At 72.9% G+C, this 16,493-nt stretch carries 18 protein-coding genes; 10 read left to right on the forward strand and 8 right to left on the reverse strand.

All coding sequences use genetic code 11. From position 1 onward, the window contains the following. The first annotated feature begins 114 nt into the window (after positions 1 to 114). Both OG710_RS29165 and OG710_RS29170 read left to right on the forward strand, forming a co-directional pair. Positions 115 to 1,167 (forward strand): DUF6397 family protein, encoded by a 1,053-nt coding sequence (locus OG710_RS29165; RefSeq protein ID WP_443064308.1) that lies wholly within the window; start codon positions 115 to 117, stop codon positions 1,165 to 1,167. A 40-nt stretch (positions 1,168 to 1,207) separates the two neighbouring features. Then, positions 1,208 to 1,696, forward strand: coding sequence for a GNAT family N-acetyltransferase (locus OG710_RS29170; protein ID WP_330242039.1), 489 nt, complete (start codon positions 1,208 to 1,210; stop codon positions 1,694 to 1,696). Positions 1,697 to 1,721: 25 nt separating this feature from the next. Here the strand turns inward: OG710_RS29170 and OG710_RS29175 are convergent, their stop codons facing one another. Next, positions 1,722 to 3,821 (reverse strand): SpoIIE family protein phosphatase, encoded by a 2,100-nt coding sequence (locus OG710_RS29175; RefSeq protein WP_330242040.1) that lies wholly within the window; start codon positions 3,819 to 3,821, stop codon positions 1,722 to 1,724. A 187-nt stretch (positions 3,822 to 4,008) separates the two neighbouring features. Between OG710_RS29175 and OG710_RS29180 the strand changes: the two genes are divergently transcribed. Then, positions 4,009 to 5,088, forward strand: a complete 1,080-nt coding sequence (locus tag OG710_RS29180; protein WP_330242041.1) for an enoyl-CoA hydratase/isomerase family protein — start codon at positions 4,009 to 4,011, stop codon at positions 5,086 to 5,088. Between the two features lie 5 nt (positions 5,089 to 5,093). On the opposite strand, the gene OG710_RS29185 is transcribed toward OG710_RS29180, so the two are convergent. Continuing rightward, positions 5,094 to 5,321: a hypothetical protein gene (locus OG710_RS29185; RefSeq protein WP_330242042.1), complete on the reverse strand. Its 228-nt coding sequence runs from the start codon at positions 5,319 to 5,321 to the stop codon at positions 5,094 to 5,096. 88 nt (positions 5,322 to 5,409) lie between these two features. Next, a complete protein-coding gene (locus tag OG710_RS29190; RefSeq protein WP_330242043.1) occupies positions 5,410 to 5,901 on the reverse strand; it encodes a hypothetical protein in 492 nt (163 codons plus the stop codon). Positions 5,902 to 6,059: 158 nt separating this feature from the next. Between OG710_RS29190 and OG710_RS29195 the strand changes: the two genes are divergently transcribed. The 3 genes from OG710_RS29195 (at position 6,060) to OG710_RS29205 (ending at position 9,150) form a co-directional block, all read left to right on the forward strand. Continuing rightward, on the forward strand, positions 6,060 to 6,878 hold the full coding sequence (locus OG710_RS29195; protein ID WP_330242044.1) for a pentapeptide repeat-containing protein: 819 nt from the start codon (positions 6,060 to 6,062) through the stop codon (positions 6,876 to 6,878). Positions 6,879 to 7,055: 177 nt separating this feature from the next. After that, on the forward strand, positions 7,056 to 8,411 hold the full coding sequence (locus OG710_RS29200; RefSeq protein WP_330242045.1) for a radical SAM protein: 1,356 nt from the start codon (positions 7,056 to 7,058) through the stop codon (positions 8,409 to 8,411). Between the two features lie 187 nt (positions 8,412 to 8,598). Further along, a complete protein-coding gene (locus OG710_RS29205) occupies positions 8,599 to 9,150 on the forward strand; it encodes a glycoside hydrolase family 25 protein (protein WP_330242046.1) in 552 nt (183 codons plus the stop codon). Between the two features lie 13 nt (positions 9,151 to 9,163). On the opposite strand, the gene OG710_RS29210 is transcribed toward OG710_RS29205, so the two are convergent. Beyond that, positions 9,164 to 9,571, reverse strand: a complete 408-nt coding sequence (locus tag OG710_RS29210; RefSeq protein WP_330242047.1) for a VOC family protein — start codon at positions 9,569 to 9,571, stop codon at positions 9,164 to 9,166. A 55-nt stretch (positions 9,572 to 9,626) separates the two neighbouring features. Here OG710_RS29210 and OG710_RS29215 point away from each other — a divergent pair, with 55 nt between their 5' ends. From OG710_RS29215 to OG710_RS29225, 3 genes are read left to right on the forward strand one after another with little or no spacing between them, the layout of a single operon-like run. Beyond that, positions 9,627 to 10,088, forward strand: a complete 462-nt coding sequence (locus tag OG710_RS29215; RefSeq protein ID WP_330242048.1) for a MarR family winged helix-turn-helix transcriptional regulator — start codon at positions 9,627 to 9,629, stop codon at positions 10,086 to 10,088. Between the two features lie 35 nt (positions 10,089 to 10,123). After that, entirely contained in the window at positions 10,124 to 10,393 is a 270-nt protein-coding gene (locus OG710_RS29220; protein WP_330242049.1) for a hypothetical protein, read from the forward strand. Positions 10,394 to 10,451: 58 nt separating this feature from the next. Then, positions 10,452 to 12,011, forward strand: coding sequence for a carboxylesterase/lipase family protein (locus OG710_RS29225; RefSeq protein ID WP_330242050.1), 1,560 nt, complete (start codon positions 10,452 to 10,454; stop codon positions 12,009 to 12,011). 21 nt (positions 12,012 to 12,032) lie between these two features. On the opposite strand, the gene OG710_RS29230 is transcribed toward OG710_RS29225, so the two are convergent. The 3 genes from OG710_RS29230 to OG710_RS29240 form a co-directional block, all read right to left on the reverse strand. Next, positions 12,033 to 13,067: an SCO7460 family lipoprotein gene (locus OG710_RS29230; RefSeq protein WP_330242051.1), complete on the reverse strand. Its 1,035-nt coding sequence runs from the start codon at positions 13,065 to 13,067 to the stop codon at positions 12,033 to 12,035. Between the two features lie 124 nt (positions 13,068 to 13,191). Then, a complete protein-coding gene (locus OG710_RS29235; RefSeq protein ID WP_330242052.1) occupies positions 13,192 to 13,632 on the reverse strand; it encodes a GNAT family N-acetyltransferase in 441 nt (146 codons plus the stop codon). 75 nt (positions 13,633 to 13,707) lie between these two features. After that, positions 13,708 to 14,538 (reverse strand): MmyB family transcriptional regulator, encoded by an 831-nt coding sequence (locus OG710_RS29240; RefSeq protein ID WP_330242053.1) that lies wholly within the window; start codon positions 14,536 to 14,538, stop codon positions 13,708 to 13,710. A gap of 672 nt (positions 14,539 to 15,210) precedes the next feature. Between OG710_RS29240 and OG710_RS29245 the strand changes: the two genes are divergently transcribed. Next, the gene (locus OG710_RS29245; RefSeq protein WP_018523299.1) at positions 15,211 to 15,414 is read left to right on the forward strand and encodes a cold-shock protein; all 204 of its coding nucleotides are present in this window, start codon (positions 15,211 to 15,213) and stop codon (positions 15,412 to 15,414) included. 81 nt (positions 15,415 to 15,495) lie between these two features. On the opposite strand, the gene OG710_RS29250 is transcribed toward OG710_RS29245, so the two are convergent. Then, a complete protein-coding gene (locus OG710_RS29250; protein ID WP_330242054.1) occupies positions 15,496 to 16,068 on the reverse strand; it encodes a hypothetical protein in 573 nt (190 codons plus the stop codon). Positions 16,069 to 16,493: the final 425 nt, after the last annotated feature.

The raw sequence follows: 16,493 nt of genomic DNA on the forward strand, positions 1-16,493 counted from the left end.
CGGCACCCATGCTGCCGCCGGGTCCGTGGAGTTATCCACAGGCTCGGCGGCAGTTGACTTTCCCGGACTACTCTGGTCACAGAGAGTAATTGAAGCGAGCGGGGGAGTTACGCCATGCCACTCATGAACACGTCCGGAACGACGGAGAGCGCCACCGCGCCGGAGGGCGTCGAGGACACGATCTCCGCGAGCCGCGCCTCGGCGGAACTCGGGCTGAAGCGCGCCGAGTTCGACCTCGCGGTCCACCTGGGGGCGGTGCGGGTGGTCAGCGGTCCGGACGGCCGGCCCCGGGTCCGGCCGTCGCAGATCGAACACCTTCGCGCCCGGGAAGGGTTCCCCGACGCACTCCGCGAACAGGTGCGCACGGTGGGAACGGCGGAGGGCGCCCGGCTGCTCGACATCAGCCAGACCCGCTTCACCAGGCTGGCCCGGTCCGGTTGCCTCACACCCATCGCCTTCTACCTCAACCGCTACCGCGTGGTCGTGTGGATCTACCTCGCGCAGGAGGTCCAGACGCTGGCGCTCCGGTCGCCGGAACTGCTGGTGGGCAACAGCCCGCCCTGGATGCGCGACCTGCTGGACGCCGGGGACGACCTGCGGCCCCGCAACTGGCGGTCGCGCCGGATCGAGCGACTGCTCGCCCTCACGGACGACCCCTGGGTACGCGCGGCGGTCGTCGCCCAGGGACTGGACCCCGTCCAGTTGGCGGAGGTGGTGGACGACCCCTACGAGCGCGCCCTCCTCGGCAAGCTCCGGCACGAGGCGGTGTTCGGCCGCAGGCCATCGGTCGCGGGGCGCGAGGTGATGGCCCGGCTGATGCCCGCGGACGCACCCGATGAGATCCTCTGGCGCCGGATCACCCTCATCGCGGAGCTGGACGCCGCCCGCGAACGCCATCCCGCCCCACGCCCGGGCGACGCGCCCCGGCCGCAGCCCGCCGCGCCGGAGCCTGCCGCGCCGCAGCCCGCCGTGCCGGTCGCGTCGTCCGTCGCCCCGCCCGTTGGCTCTTCCCGGCCGGGGAGGCCCGTCGGGCTTCTGGCCCGGCTCGGGCGGCGGGCGTCGGGGAGGCTCAGGCTTCGCCAGGGGCGGCGCGGCGGCGCGATCGCCGCGGTGCGGCCCGCCGGGCGGCGGGACGGGCGGCGTGACGGTGCGGGGCGGACCGGATAAAGAGTGGTGGGCCGGGGGCGGGACAGGCATTCTTTGCGCCATGTTGATCAGGGAAGCAACTTCCGAGGACTGGCCCGCCATCTGGCCGTTCTTCCACGAAATCGTCGCCGCGGGCGAGACCTTCACCTATCCGCTCGACCTCCAGGAGACCGACGCCGCCGACTGGTGGCTCATGAAGCCGCCCCACCGGACCGTGGTCGCGGTCGACGGCGAAGGAACCGTCCTCGGCACGGCGAAGATGAACAGGAACCACATGGGCAACGGCTCGCACATCGCCAGTGCCAGCTACATGGTCGCCCCGGCCCACAGCGGACAGGGCGTCGGCCGGGCCCTGTGCGAGTACAGCATCGAGTGGGCGCGGGCCGCGGGATACCGGGCCATGCAGTTCAACGCGGTGGTGGAGACCAACACGGCGGCGGTCAAGCTGTACCGCTCCCTCGGATTCGACATCCTCGGCACACTGCCCGAGGGATTCGACCACCCCACCGAGGGCTTCGTGGGCCTGCACATCATGCACCGCCGGCTCTGACCCGGACACGCCGCGGCCCGCCGCCCTACGGCTCGCCGCGCGGGCCGATCTCGCACCAGACGGCCTTGCCCTCGCCACGGGGCTCGATGCCCCAGCGGGCGGTGAGGGCGTCCAGCAGGAGCAGCCCCCGGCCCGACGTCGCGGTTTCGCCCGGCTGGCGGCGGCGGGGCCAGGCACTGGACCGGTCCTGCACGGAGAGCCGGACCCGGCGGACCGGCTCGGGCAGCACCTCCAGGGTGAGGACCGCGCCGCCCTCGGTGTGGAGCAGCACGTTCACCAGGAGCTCCCCGGTGACCAGTTCGGCGTCGTCCGCGAGTTCCGCCATGTCCCAGTCGGTCAGGGCCTGGCGGACGATGGACCGGGCGTCGGACAGCCCCTCCGGGTCGGCCTGATGGATGTACTGGTGCAGGCGCGGCGCGCGGGGCGAGCCGGGGTCCGGGCTGCGGCGCAGCACGAGCAGGGCGACGTCGTCGCCGGAGCCCCAGCGCTCCCACAGCCGGTCCGAGAGGTGGTCGGCCAGCGCCTCGGCGCCCGCCGGGCCCGCGCTGACCTCGGTGATGAGGGTGCGCACCCCCGCGTCGATGTCGGCGCCCGGCTCCTCCACCAGCCCGTCCGTGTACAGGACCAGCGTCTCGCCCGGCACCAGGTCGAGCCGGGTCTCCGGATACTCCTCGTCGCCGAAGTCGGTGGAGATGCCCAGCGGCATGCCGCCGCGCACCTGGGGGCTGCCCACCCGGCCGTCCATGTGCCGGATCAGCGGCCCGAAATGGCCGGCCCGGACGACCCGCACGGTTCCGGTGCCCAGATCGACCTGGGCGTACGCGCAGGTCGCGAACCGGTCGGTGTCGAGTTCGGCGAGGAAGCGGGAGGCGCGGGCCAGGACCGTCGAGGGCGGATGCCCCTCGGCGGCGTAGGCGCGCAGGGCGATCCGCAGCTGGCCCATGATCGCCGCCGCGTGGGTGTCATGGCCCTGGACGTCGCCCACCACGATCCCGAACCGGTCCTTGGGCAGGGCGATCACGTCGTACCAGTCGCCCCCGACCTGGCGGCCGCTCCACGCCGCGTGGTAGCGGACGGCGATCTCCCCGCCCTCGATGTCGTGGATGCGGCGCGGCAGCATCGCGGCCTGGAGGCCCGTGGCGAACTCGCGCTCCTCGTCGAACAGCTTCGCCCGCTGGAGCGACTGGGCCACGATCGCGGCCAGCCCCAGACACAGATTGCGCTCGTCGGCGGTGAAGGTGGTGCGGGCGCGGTAGAAGAGGGCCAGTCCGCCGATTGTCCTGGCCTGGGCGACCAGCGGCAGATAGGCAGCGGCCTGGAACCTCAGCCGTCCCGCGAGCGGCTCCAGCACCGGATAGCGGCGCGTCAGCGCCGCCAGGGAACCGACGAACCGGGCCCGCCCGCTGAGCACGGTGTCGGCCAGCGGGAACCGGGGATCGAGCCGTCCCGCGCTCAGGTCGTCCAGCTCCGTCAGCGACTCGCCGCTCAGGGCGATGACGTTCAGCGCGGCGTTGTCCAGCAGCCCCAGCGCGAGCCCGTCGGCGCCCAGCCGGGCCAGCCCGCCCGGCCCGGTGAGGGCCGCGGTCACATCGTCCACCGTCACCGCCCGCGACAACGCGGTCGTTGTGCGTTCAACGATGCCGGTCTGGCGGCGGCGGCGTTTTTCCAGTTCCAGCACGAAGTCCGAATGGGTGACCTCGGCCGTCGCGTCCCGCACCAGACCGATCACCCGGCGCGCCCTCCCGTTCTCGCCGCGCAGGATGCGCCCCTGGACATGCGTCCACTGCTCCCGGCCGTCCCCGAGCCGCATCCGGAAGTGGACGCTGTACGAGCTGTGCCGGCCCTTGAGCGCCTCCTCCGTCGCGGCGTCCAGCCGGGCCCGCTCCTCCGGCTCCAGCCGCTCCGCCAGGGTCTCCGGGCGCGCGTCGAACGAGGCCGGGTCCAGGCCGAAGACCAGCAGGCCCGCCTCGTCGATGTCCAGCGTCCCGGCGTCGACGTCCCACTCGAAGCTGCCCGTCCGGTTCAGGGCGAGCCGCTCCGCCGTACCCGTTTCGCTCGCGGGCGCGCCACCCGCGGGCCGGCCGGGCGGGCCGGGGACGACCGGCGGCCGGTTCTGATCGGTCATGCCAGCTCCGAGGAGGATCGTCCGGCGGGTCCGCCGTACGGGGTGCCTCAATTGTCCGGCCGCTCCGGCACGCCTGCCACAGCGGACACCCCCTCGTCCCCGCCCCGGCGGCCCGCCACGCACAATGGCAGCGGAAGACCGCCCCCGACCGGGGCCGTACCGCACCAGGGCCGACCGGAGCGCACGCATGAACCACGAGGACCCCGTCCTGTCGCACACCGAAGGAAGCGTCCGCCACCTCACCCTCAACCGGCCCCGCGCCCTGAACGCGCTGAACCACGTCATGGTGCGGCTCATGGCCGATGCGCTCGACGCGGCGGAGCGGGACGAGGCCGTCGTCGCCGTGCTGCTCACCGGCGCGGGGGAGCGGGGCCTGTGCGCGGGCGGCGACATCCGCGCCGTCCGCGACGACGCCCTCGCCGGAGGCACCGCCTCACTGGACTTCTGGCGCGACGAATACCGGCTCAACGCCCGCATCGCCCGCTTCCCCAAGCCGTACGTCGCACTGATGGACGGCATCGTGATGGGCGGCGGCGTCGGGGTCTCCGCCCACGGCTCCGTCCGCATCGTCACCGAGCGCTCCCGCATCGCCATGCCCGAGACCGGGATCGGCTTCGTCCCGGACGTCGGCGGAACGTATCTGCTGGCGACCGCGCCCGGTGAACTCGGGACGCATCTGGCCCTCACCGGCGACCCGGTCGGCGCGGCCGACGCACTCCTGTGCGGCCTCGCCGACCACTTCGTGCCCGCCGAAGGGCTCACCGCCCTCGTGGCCGCCCTGGCGCAGTGCACGACCCCCGCGGAGATCACCGCCGCCGCGCGGCGGCACGCCCGCCCCGCGCCCGGCGGAGAACTCGCCGCGCACCGCGACTGGATCGACTCCTGCTACGCGGCCGGCACCGTCGAGGAGATCGTCGACCGCCTCACCGGCCACGGCGACCCCGCAGCCAAGCAGGCCGCCGAGACCATCCGGGCCAAGGCGCCCACCTCGCTCAAGGTCACGCTCGAAGCCGTGCGCCGGGCGCGCCGCCTCGGCGGCCTGGAAGCGGTCCTCGACCAGGAGTTCCGCGTCTCCACCGCCGCCTTCGCCGGCCCCGACCTGATCGAAGGCGTCCGCGCCCAGATCGTGGACAAGGACCGCGACCCCCGCTGGCACCCGGCGCGGCTCTCCGAGGTCACCGACGAGGACGTGGCACGCCACTTCGCCCCCCTCGGCGACCGGGAACTCGGCCTCGCACCGCTCCCCGGGGCGTCACCCGAGGGCTGAACTCCTCAGTGACCGCCGCCCGTCAGGCTCGGCCGCAGCGAGCTGACCAGTTCGAAGAACCGGGTCTCGTTGCCCGAGAGCCCCGCGCGCCGCAGCGCCCCGTCGGCCTCCTCCATCGGCGAGGTGAGCAACGGCAGATACAGCGGGGTGTCCGCCGGGTCGGACAGGGCCGCGCGGGTGGCCTCCAGTAAACGGACATACGCCTGCGCCGCCGCGAGTTCGTCCTTGCGCATATCAGCATCTCCAGGTCAGAGGTGTCGTACCCACCAGCATCCCCCATGGGTCTGACAAGCGGCCGCCGGGTGGGGCGCGGCACGGCTTCTATCGGCCGTCCGGCGGACGCCCGCCCGCCGGCGGCTCGACCTCCAGGAACCGCCGGCCGCGCGGCCCCCGGTACAGCAGCGCGGTCCAGCCCAACTCCCGCAGCGCCCCGGCGCACCGGGGCAACTCGCGCTCCTCCTCGTACGCGGCCCCGCTGCCGGCCGGCCCCAGCCACTCCACCCGCACCGTGCCCGGCGCCGCCCCGGCCACCACCCGGTACCCCTTGCCCGTACGCCGTCCTGACGCGTCGACGGCCGAAGCGGGCAGCCCCGCGGACTCGAGGGCCAGGGCCACGGCCCGTACCGGGCGGTGCAGTTCCCAGGGGGCGGGCACCGCTTCCGGATCGGGCCGGCCGCCGTTCGCCAGGCGCCTGATCTGCAGGAGTCCGGCCAGCGCCGACCGCACCGAAGCGGCACGATCCCGCGCCGGCCCACCGCCGGGCGGACCGTCCCCGGTGGCCGGTTCGAACCCGCCCGCCTCCTCGGCACCCATCCGCAGCCCCTCCGTCCCGTCGCCCTGCCGTGTCGCTGCCAGTGTGCGCCGCCCCACCGACAACGGCCGTCCGCACCGAGGGCGCGAAGGTCCGGCGTGCCGAGCGGATAGGCTTCTGTGCCGCTCACGAACCCCGCGCCCCGGAGGACTTCCGCACCGTGCCCGACAACGACCGTGCCGCCCTCCGCGCCGACTGCGCCAACTGCTTCGCCCTGTGCTGCGTCGCGCTGACGCTGACGCGCTCCGCGGACTTCGCCGTCGACAAGGCGGCGGGTACGCCCTGCCGCAACCTCCGGGACGACTTCCGCTGCGGCATCCACGCCCGGCTGCGCACCGAGGGCTTCCCCGGCTGCACCGTCTACGACTGCTTCGGCGCCGGGCAGAAGGTGTCGGTGGAGATATTCGGCGGACGGGACTGTCGCGCCGCCCCGGAGACCGCCGGGCAGATGTACCAGGTCTTCCCCGTCGTCCGGCAACTCCACGAACTGCTCTGGTATCTCACCGAGGCCGCCGGCCTGGCCCCGGCCCGCTCCCTGCGCGGCGCGATCCGCAGCGCCGTCGAGGCGACCGAGGCCCTGACCCGCCTGGACGCCCACGCCCTGGAGACCCTGGACGTGGCGGCGCACCGGGGCGAGGTCGCCGTGCTCCTGGGCCGGGTGAGCGAACTCGTCCGCGCCACGGCCCCCGGCCGCAGGAAGCGCGCCCACCGGGGCGGCGACCTGATGGGCGCCCGGCTCAGGAAGGCGGACCTGCGGGGTGCCGACCTGCGCGGCGCCTATCTCATCGCGGCCGACCTCGGCGGCGCCGACCTGCGCCTCGCGGACCTCATCGGCGCCGACTTCCGGGACGCGGACCTGTCGGGCGCCGACCTGACCGGGGCGCTCTTCCTGACCCAGGCCCAGGTGAACGCGGCGCGGGGGAGCGCCGCCACCCGGCTGCCCGCCGCGCTCGACCGCCCCGCGCACTGGGGCAGGTGACCCGTCGGGCAGCGCGTCGTCCACCGTCCCGCCCCCGAACCTTACCGGCAGGTCACATAGGATTCGGCGGCGGGGAGTGACGCATCCGGCAGCCGGGGAGAGAACGCCCCGCGGCCGTGGTTCGTTGCACAGACGTCGCATCCGGAACACGCCGACGACCGACCGAGGAGCCCGTACATGCCCAGCCGTACCGATCCCGCCCGCACCGAGCCCGGCAGCGCAGACCGCACCCGGCTCGTCGAACGGCTGATGGAGCGGTTCCCGCACGTCCCGCGCGAGGCCGTGATCAAGGAGGACCTGCTCCGCGGCGGCCTGGCCTTCGACGAGTCCGCGCTCAGCGACAACGAGGACGGCGACGTCAAGCCGAAGTCGTACTTCATCTTCTCCTTCGACCACGGCACCCTGCCCGAGCTGGGCGAGGCCGCGCTGCGCCGCCCGCCCGAGGAGATCGTGCTCACCGGCGGCCCGTACGAGCTGCGCCGCACCGTCGTCTCGGTGCGCGTGAACCCCGCGTCCCCGTACCGCGTCGCGGCGGGCGACGACGGAATGCTCGGGCTCTACCTCGACGGCCGCCGGATCTCCGACGTCGGCCTGCCGCCCATGCCGGACTACTACCGGCACACCCTGGCCAACGGCAAGTCCGTGATGGAGGTCGCCCCGACCATCCAGTGGGGCTACCTCGTCTACCTCACCGTCTTCCGCGTCTGCCAGTACTTCGGCGCGAAGGAGGAGTGCCAGTACTGCGACATCAACCACAACTGGCGCCAGCACAAGGCGGCCGGCCGCCCGTACACCGGGGTCAAGCCCGTCGAGGAGGTGCTGGAGGCACTGGAGATCATCGACCGCTACGACACGGCGAAGAGCTCCACGGCGTACACCCTCACCGGCGGCGCCATCACGTCGCACATCGGCGGCCGGGACGAGGCGGACTTCTACGGCCAGTACGCCAAGGCCATCGAGGAGCGTTTCCCCGACCGCTGGATCGGGAAGGTCGTCGCCCAGGCCCTGCCCAAGGCCGACGTCCAGCGGTTCCACGACTACGGCGTGAAGATCTACCACCCCAACTACGAGGTCTGGGACCGCCGACTGTTCGAGCTGTACTGCCCCGGCAAGGAGCGCTACGTCGGCCGGGACGAGTGGCACCGCCGCATCCTGGACTCCGCCGACGTCTTCGGCGCCCGCAACGTGATCCCCAACTTCGTGGCCGGCGTGGAGATGGCCGAGCCGTTCGGCTTCACCACGGTGAAGGAGGCCATCGACTCCACCACCGAGGGCCTGCGCTTCTTCATGTCGCACGGCATCACCCCGCGGTTCACCACCTGGTGCCCGGAGCCCACCACCCCGCTCGGCAGGACCAACCCCGACGGGGCGCCGCTGGAGTACCACATCCGGCTGCTGGAGTCCTACCGGGCCACGATGGAGGAGTTCGGGCTCAGCTCGCCCCCCGGCTACGGCCCGCCCGGCGCCGGGAACGCCGTGTTCTCCGTCAGCTCCTTCATGGACAGCCTGCCGGCCGCTCCCGAGGCCCAGTGAGCGGTCGCGCCTCCTGAACGCGGCCCCGGACGTCCCCGACACCGCGAGGGCGCGTTCCGGCCTGCGCGTGTGTGCCGGAGCGCGCGCCCCGGCACACACGCGCATTCACACGTCCGGTGCGGGTGAGTGAAGGATTCGGCGGGAAGAAACGGAACAGAGCAACCCACTTGTGAATGAGGCGGTGCCCATGCTGCACGGTGTCGATGTGAGTTCCTATCAGTCCTCGTTCGACGCGGACGGACTCGACTTCGTCTTCATCAAGGCGACCGAGGGCCGTTCCTATGTCAATCCGCGCCTCACCGACCAGACGAAACGCGCCCGCGACGCCGACTGCGTCATCGGCTTCTATCACTTCCTGTGGCCCGGGAACATCGCGGCCCAGGCCGAGTACTTCCTGAGCAAGGCGCCCGAGAAGGCGGGCGACCTGCTCGCCGTGGACTGGGAACAGAACGGCGAGGGCACCCGCCCGAGCAACGCCGAGAAGGACCGCTTCATCCGCGAGGTCAAGCGCCTGCGCCCGCACCACCGCGTCCTGCTCTACTGCAACCGCTACTTCTGGCTGCACCACGACACCACGTCCTACGCCGGGGACGGGCTCTGGATCGCCGACTACGTCAAGGCCGGCCATCCGCGCATCAAGGCGTCCTGGCGCATCCACCAGTACACCGACCGGCCCCTCGACAAGGACGTCGCCCACTTCTCCTCGCGCGCCGCGATGCGCGCCTGGGCCCGGAAGTGACCGTGCGCACCGCTCAGTACGACTGCAACTCGACGAGGTTGCCCTCCGGGTCCCGTACATGGGCGGTGCGCAGTCCCGGCCCCCACTCCGGCCGGTCGCGGGCCGCGACCGTCAACTCGGCGCCATGGGCGAGGCAGAGCGCCAGCCCGGCGTCCACGTCGGCCACCCGGCAGACGAACATCGACCGGTCCTGCGCCGGCGGGGCCTCCACGGGCAGATCCGCCGTCCCGGCCACCTCCGCCATCGCACCCCGGTCGAACAGCACCAGCACCCCCTGACCGTCCACATCCCAGTGCGCGTACGGCCCCGTCGCGCTGCCACTGGCCCGTACGGCTCCGACGAGCGGCGGCAGCACGGCGTCGTAGAAGCGGAAGCAATCGGCGAACCGGCCGACCAGCAGGCGGGGATGCAGCGCGTCCACGGCGACTCCTTTAGTAGGTGTTCACCCATCATTGGGTTGGCCCTACGATATACCGATGAACGAGACGCCGCCCAGCCTCCTGGGACTCACCACCTACCTCATGTCCAAGACCGGCAAGACGGCGCGCGGGCTGCTCGCGGACCGGCTGGCCGAACGCGGGCTGCGGCTCTGGCACATGGCGGTGCTCGCGGCCCTGCGCGACTTCGGCCCCCATGTGCAGCGGGAACTCGCCACCCGGCTGTCGATCGACCGCAGCGACGTCGTCAAGATCGTGGACGGGCTCGGCGGGGTCGACCTGGTGGAGCGGGCCCGCGACACCACCGACCGGCGCCGGGTCACCGTCACCGTCACCCCGGCCGGCCGCGCCCTGCTGGAGAGCCTGGAGGCCGAGGCGCTGGCCGTGCAGGAGGAGGTGCTCGCCCCGCTGAACAGCCGTGAACGCGCCCAGCTCACCGCCCTGTTGCGCCGGGTGCACGACGCGGCGCAGGAGACCGGCCCGGCCGGGCCAGGTCGCTGACGGATTCCGCGCGCCGGGTGCGGCAGACTTCTCCGGTGACCACACCCGCGGCGCAGCCGCCTCGTGACCGTGCGCTCGGGCGCGGTATCTCCACCCTCATCCCGCAGGCCGCGCCCGCCACCCCCGCCGAGCGGGCGGCGGCCGTGCTCACGGCCATGCGGACCGTTCCGGTACGCGTCGGCGTGCTCCAGGCGGCCATCGTCCTGCTGGAGGAACGGGTGCGCGCCACCGACGACGAAGCGGAACGCTCGGCCGCCGCGACCACCGTGGCCATGCTCCGCAGCGCCATCGGCCAGGCAGGCTGACCGACTTCTGATCGCTTCTGTTGAATTCCCTTCGCCCCGCGCGCGGAAGTGAGTCATCATGATCACCGCTTCCGCCTGGAAGCGGCGATCGAGAGGCAGTGGGAACGCGTTGACACAGAGCGGTGTGTACGGGACGACCGGCGGACGGGTACGCGGACGCGCTCCGGTCGACGGGGTCGTGGCCGTCCTCGGAATCCCCTACGCCGAACCGCCGTTCGGCGAGAACCGGTTCCGCGCCCCCCGCCCCCGCACCCCGTGGCCGGGGGTACGCGACTGCACGGAGTTCGGCCCCGTCGCCCCGCAGTCCGCCGAACTGCCGGGCGCGCCCTGCTGGTCACCCGGCGACGAGGACGTCCTGACCCTCAACATCTGGGCCCCCGCCGACGCGTCCGGCCCGCTGCCCGTGCTCGTCTGGCTGCACGGCGGCGCCTACACCTTCGGGTCGAGCGCCCAGCCGGACTTCGACGGTACGGCGCTCGCCCGCACCGGCCTCGTGGTGGTCACCCTCAACTACCGCCTCGGCTTCGAGGGCTTCGGCCACGTCCCCGACGACGGGTCCGGCGCCTTCCCGCCCAACCGGGGTCTGCTCGACCAGATCGCCGCCCTGGAATGGGTCCGCGACAACATCGCCGCCTTCGGGGGAGCGCCGGACAACGTCACCGCGGCCGGGCAGTCGGCCGGAGCCGCGGCCGCCGTCTGCCTCATGGCGATGGACGCCGCCCGCGGCCTCTTCCACCGGGTGATCGCCCACAGCGCGGTCGGCCCCTGCTTCGCCCCCGAACTCGCCCGGCGGGTCACGGAGCGCGTGGCCGCCGCCGCGGCAGTGCCGGCCACCGCGGCAGCCCTGGCCGGCGCGGACCCGCAGGCGCTCGTCCGGGCCTCCGACGCCGTTGTCGAGGACTACCGACGCGACCCCGGTTCCGGCCCGCTGCACTGGGACCCGGTCATCTACGGACCGGTCGCCGACGGGCACGTCCTGCTCGACGAGCCGCTGAACCTGATCGCGGCCGGCGCCGCCCGCGACATCGGCCTGCTGGTCTGCCACACGACCGAGGAATACTGGCTGATGGACGCCGTGGGGGCCGCCGTCGACGTCCCCACCGACGAGCGACTGCACCGCTTCGCCGCCGACTTCGGTCTCCCGGCCCCGCTCGTCGACGGATACCGCGCCCTCCTGCCCGGCGCCGGGCCGCACGACCTCCATCTCGCCCTGTACGGGGACCTGCTCTTCGGCGAGTACAGCAGCCGGCTGGCCGCCGTCCACGAGGCGGCGGGCGGGCGCGTCTTCCTCTCCCGGTTCGACCGCAAGGATGGCGGGGTCCGCGCCTGGCACTGCGCCGACGTGCCGTTCGCCTTCGGCAACGAGGACGAGCGGTGCGTCCGGTTCCTGATCGGCGGCACGGAACCGGGGCCGGGCGACCGGGCCCTCGCACGACGGATGACCGCGGCCTGGGCCGGCTTCGCGACGAGCGGCGATCCGGGCTGGCGCCCCGGCACCGACGGCGACATCAAGGTGTGGGGGACACCCGACCGCGCGGCGGCCTCCGGGCACTGGCGGGACGGCGACGCGCTCCGCGCCCTGTGGGCCGCGTACACGTACCGTCCCGCCCGGCCCTGAGCCGGCGGGAGTCGCGCGGGCTCACATCGGGGGCAGTCGCAGCGGTCCGCGGCCCTCACGGACCTTGCCGACATGGCGCAGCTCGCCCACCGGGTTGCCCTCCAGATCCGTGGTCACCAGCACCGCCAGGTCGCCCAGGCACGACTTCTCGCCGTCCGGTTCCTCGCAGTACAGGACATAGCCCGTGACCCGGTCCACCGTCCCCGGCTCCAGTCGCCACACCCATTCGAAGTCGCTGACCTGGACCCGGGGGTGGTCGGCCCTGAGCCGGTCCGCGACGGCGCTGTGGACGGCGGCCGCGAACTCCTGCCGCTCCTTGAACGGGCGGACGATCCGGGCGCTGCCCGACGACGGGTCCACCCGCCCGTCCTTCGCCCCGTACCCGACGCTGTAGTAGGCGTGCGAGCCGAGGGAGGCGCGCAGCGAGCTCCCGCTCAGGCGCATCGCGGTCGGCTGCGACTTCGGAGCCTTGCGCCGCTTCGCCGCGACGGACGGGGAGACCACGTTCACCGAGGCCCCCTTCACCGCGTCGCCGTCGCTCCTGGGCGCCGCCTCCTTCCACTGCCGCGCGCACCCACCGAGGTCCGCGATCAGAGTGCTCACCGTGGAGTTGGTCAGGGAGGCGGCGATCCACGGCGCACCCGTCTGCGGATCGACGGCGAGCACCTCGTGGCCGCAGCGCCGGAACGTGTCGACGAGGGCCCGCACCGCGGCCCCCTCCTGCCGTCCCCGCTCCACCGCCTTGTCCAGCACCTCGCGGCACCCGTGGGTGTTGCAGGTGCCGGCCTCCGCGTCCACCCGAATCCGCACCACGGCGTCCGGATTGTCGGTCATCGCGAACACGACCTCCGAACCGCTCGCCTCGGGGATCAGGGTGTGCGCCTCGATCACCCGGAGCAGGCCCGGATAGTGGGTCTCGGCCAGCTTCTCCGCGTACGCGCGGTCCTCCTTCGTGGTGGTCACCACCCCGCACCCCGTGAGCGCCAGGGCCAGCGCGCCCGTCAGCACCCCGGCCACCGACACCCCGGCCCGGCGCCGTCCCCGCGATCCGCCCATCCCGCCGCTCCCCACCTCGTGCTCCGGCCCCGCCCGCTCCGGACCCGTTCGTTCTTCCGGTGTGACAGTAGGACGGGAAGGGGGCACGGCGGATGAGTACTGCTACTCAGCGGACGGCCCGCCGTCAGGCGAGCCGGAGGTCGATGAACGGCACGGTGTCGCCCGGCAGGACATACCGTTCCGTCTCCACGAACCCCAGGCGCAACGCGAACCGCAGCCCCTCGGGGTTGGACTCCAGCACGCAGGTCTCGATCACCTCGGCGCCCAGCTCACGGGCGAGCTCCAGACCATGGCCGTACAGCATGCCGCCGAGCCCCCGGCGGCGGTACGGGGGCAGGATGCGCGCGATCACGGTCGCCACCGGTGCGCCCGCACCCGGCGGGCGCACCGTGGAACAGCCCACCAGCACACCGTCCAGCCGGGCGACGGACAGCAGGTTGCGCCCGGCCCGCTCGGACACCTCCGCCAACGACAGCGCGGCGGTGGGCACGACGGCGTTGTGAACCGAACGCCAGTCCCGGAGCGAGGCGTCACCGTCCACCCGCTCGATACGAAGATCACTCATCGCGTCAGGAAACCGGCCCCGGCGACCGACCGTCAACCGACTTCTTTCCGCCACCCACTCACCGGCCTCGGGCCCTCACGGGGCGCGCAGAACCGGCGTGCTCGAGTGGGCGCGGCGGGGTCCGGCGTGGAAGAGGAGGACGATGAGGCGTGCGCCCGGCGCGGTCATGGGCTGGGCCGCGCACATCGTCACCCAGCCGGGGCCCTCGATGGCGTGGTGCACAGGCCGCTCGTCGCCGTCCGGATGGATGTGCGCCCCGCCCGACTCCCAGATCGGCGCACAGCGCGGGTCGGCGAGCACGTCCTGTTCGAGGCGGCGCAGCACCTCGTCGTCGGGCCGGCTGACCAGCGCCGCCCGCAGCTGGGGCACGACGAGCGGGGCCCAGGCGGTGTCCCAGTCGAGCAGCATGGCGCGCCCCTGCGGTTCGAGGAGCATCCACCGCATCGTGTTGGCGGGCACCCGCTCGCCGGGGAAGAGCCGGGCGAACTCGCGATTGTGCGCGACCAGTTCCCACGAGGCGTCGGTGATGTACGCGGGATGGGTCATCCCGTCCACCGCCTCCTGCCACACCCCCGGAACCTCCTTGCCCGAGCGGGCGTTGAGCGGGCCGGGCGGGTCGCCTATACCGGCGTACCGGCAGAGCGACACCCACTCCTGTTCGTTGAGGGCGAAGAGCACCGCCACATCGCGCAGGAACCCGGTGTCCGGGCGCGGCCAGGCGCCGGACTCCAGCCGGCGGTAGGTGCCGGGTGTGCGGTGCAGGAGCTGGTCGACCTGGTGCTGGGCCAGGCCCGGCGCGCGGCGCCCCTGGCGGGACGGGCGCTGGAAGCCGTGCCAGGTGGGGTCGATCCGCGCGCGACAGGCTCTCAGCAGGGTCCTCAGTGCCGACTTGTCGGTGTTGGTCATGCCATCAAATCCCCCGCGTCATGGGCCACGTTGCGCGGGCGTGAGCCTAATTGGCGCGACGTGGCTTAGCGCTAAAAACTGGACGTGGAAAACAGCCTGCCGTCCCTCCCATACTGGAGCGCGTCAGCCGGTGGTGTGTGGCCCTCCGGGGCGGCGGACCCACGGTTGACGTGCGGTCTTCCTGCTGCCCGCTCCTGGCGATGGGCGCAGCCGGGATTCCGTGCCCGTCCAGAACGGTGGCGGGAAGGGCTTGACGAGCGGCCCGTATTTCGCCCCTGCGGGGCGACGGAGGCGTACGGTCCGCTGATCTGGCTCTTTCCGCCATCCACCTCGGACTTCCGGGTCCGGGGCGGGGCGGAGCCCGGTGCGGCCGGCAGCCTCCTGCCGGCCGCACCCTTCTCACGGCCGCCCCCACTGCTCCATCCGGAGCCGTCCTTACTCCGTCGGGGGCCACCGGCCGGGCCCCGGCAGCGAGTTCCTCCGGCATTGCGCGCGACGCGAACTCGTTGCTCTCTGGTGGAGAGGGGTTTCGCCATGTAGCGTCACCACAGGAAGTCGTGGTTCGCACAAACCGCCCGTGCTCCGGCGCGGGCGCCTTGCTGTGCAGGGGGCGGATCGCGACGCAGTGGGACCGCGTGGTGCGGCTCCCGATATCGACTGAGAGGCACCGGCATGGCCAGCGGAACCGTCAAGTGGTTCAACGCCGAAAAGGGTTTCGGCTTCATCCAGCAGGACGGCGGCGGGCCGGACGTCTTCGCGCACTACTCGAACATCAACGCCACCGGCTTCCGTGAGCTGCAGGAGGGCCAGGCGGTGACCTTCGACATCACGCAGGGCCAGAAGGGCCCGCAGGCGGAGAACATCACGGCCGTCTGAGGCCGCGAGCAGTACCGTCCGGCCCCCCGGAGGCGCACAGGCGCCGCCGGGGGGCCGGACGCGTGAACGGGGCGATCCGCCTCAGCCGGCCGCCGTGCCCGTCCCGCTCCCGGCGGTCTCCCCGGACGCGGCCGGCTCGGCCACCGTGTACATGGCGGCGCCCTGCTGGAGGCCCTTGGCCACGGCGCCCCGCTTCACCAGGGTCTCCAGGGTGTTGCGCACCACCTGCACCGAGGTGCCGCGCTCCGGGTGGGCCTTCGCCAGGTCCGCGTGCACCTCGCGCACCATGCGCGGCTCGCCCGGCGGCATCAGCTCGCGGATGAGCCGGTGCAGGGGAGTGGCAGCCGTGGCCGCCTTCCCGCCGGACGTCCGGGGCCGTGCGGGCCTCGCCTTCGCGCGGGCGGCGGGCCGGGGTTTCGGTACGGGCGTGGCCGCCGGGGCGCCCTCACCGGGCGGCGCCGCGGCACCGGGAAGGGCCGACTGCATGCCGTCCAGCCAGGTCTCGTCGGTCCTGAGCTGTTCCAGGCGGGCCCGCAACCGCTCGATCTGCGCGGTGAGCTCCTTCTGTTCCGCCCGGTTGTCCGCGAGATCGGTGGCGAACCGCTCGGCATACACCCTTTGTACGCTCTCGGACGCGCTTTCTGCGTTGTTCACGGTGATTCATGCTCCTTCGGCTGGGTTTGCTGCCGCAAGCCTCCATTCACCACCCGTGACCACAAGGCGGGCAGAGTTTGCCGGAAGGTCCAGCCGAAGGGATGAATACGCACCCGCGCGCCGGAAAGTCCACATGCTGATCACATGAATGGGACCCGCCCGAAACGACGTGTGAAGCCACGCGTCGCGAAGACCGTCACATAGCCCCTGGTGAGAGGCAGGGCGGTGGTGGCGGGCCGCTGAGGTGTGCCGATCGGAGGGTTCAACTCCGTTTGTGTGTACAGATGTTGCATTGACGCGCGCGTGTGCTGTTCATAACATCAAAACATCTGAAGTCGCGAATGACTGGATCTCGCCGTCGGCGGGACCACCTGGCCGCCCCGGCACCCCCATGCCGCCGCGTTGCTCCGCACCCCCACATGCTC

It is taken from the genome of Streptomyces sp. NBC_00525 (assembly GCF_036346595.1).
Taxonomy (GTDB): Bacteria; Actinomycetota; Actinomycetes; order Streptomycetales; family Streptomycetaceae; genus Streptomyces.